Source organism: Candidatus Nitrosarchaeum limnium BG20 (assembly GCF_000241145.1).
Taxonomy (GTDB): domain Archaea; phylum Thermoproteota; class Nitrososphaeria; order Nitrososphaerales; family Nitrosopumilaceae; genus Nitrosarchaeum; species Nitrosarchaeum limnae.
The window spans coordinates 1-1,038 of sequence record NZ_AHJG01000058.1 but is presented as its reverse complement, the minus strand read 5'-3'; the positions used below and the strand labels follow the sequence as shown (position 1 = coordinate 1,038).

Below are 1,038 nucleotides of genomic sequence, written 5' to 3'. Positions count from 1 at the left end.
TCAAAACTTTTAGAAAAAGTTTCAGAAATCAATACATTTTGTGATGGAATTCATGTCACAGATTCTGTTTTGGGAACTAAAAGAATTTCTGCCTTGAGTGCAGGAAAATTATTAAAAGAAAATTATCCTAATTTACAAATTACAATCAGTATGCGAGTTAGAGACAAAGACATGACGATGATCAAACAATCAGTACAAGAATCCATTGACTTAAAATTAGATGGAGTTCTTGTTTTGAAAGGAGATCCATCAAAAGAAAATCCAGTGGATTCAGGTCTGATTCCAAGTCTCGTAGTAAAGCAGTTAATGGATTTAGGATACGGTAAGAAAACAAATTTTTTCTTGTCACTACCAAGTAATCCTAATTTTGATAAAATTCAAAAGAAGATAGATGCTGCACCACAAGGCTTTATGACACAAGTAATTCATTCAGCAGAACAAGTACAAAGAATTTCAGAGAAATTAAGACCCAAAGGATTTAGAATAATCCCATGTATTTTGTTACCAACAGAAAAAAATGAAAACTCTGCAAAATTTTTGCAATTAGATTGGTCTGGGTACAAAGAAGATCCAGCTGAATTTATCCGACAAATTCATAGTATATCAGGAGATGTTTTAATCACATCTCCAAGCGATTTTACGTTTGCAAAAGAGACGTTAAAGAAAATCTAAAGAACAAAATACTGTGATTCCGGATGATGTACCACAATTGCCGCAGTAGATTGTTCAGGAATGATTTGCCCAGATTCAGTTAGAGTCATTCCAGATTTTTCAGGATGAAGTAAACTCCAAACTAAACTGTGTTGTGAGACATCAGGACAACTAGGAAATCCCCAACTGTATCGTAATCCTCCTTTTAACCAGTTTTAGTTCAGACTTTATTTTGCGGTTAATCCATTCAGCCAATGCCTCGGCTACTTCAACTGCCAGACCATGCAAATAGTATGCATCAGTATACTTGTCTTCTTTGTTCCATTGTTCAATGACATCAGAAACTTTGTTTCCAACTGTAACTGCTTGAAATGCAACAATATCATC

Annotated in this window: 1 protein-coding gene and 1 pseudogene; one reads left to right on the top strand and one right to left on the bottom strand. The window is 34.3% G+C overall.

The annotated features are described in order from the left end of the window. Positions 1-672: hypothetical protein (locus tag BG20_RS02060; RefSeq protein WP_010190224.1), on the top strand; the 672-nt coding region annotated here is incomplete at its 5' end. Here BG20_RS02060 and BG20_RS13870 read toward each other — a convergent pair. Beyond that, a pseudogene (locus BG20_RS13870) lies at positions 669-1,038 on the bottom strand (vitamin B12 dependent-methionine synthase activation domain-containing protein); the annotation flags it as partial. The gene BG20_RS02060 and the pseudogene BG20_RS13870 overlap by 4 nt on opposite strands.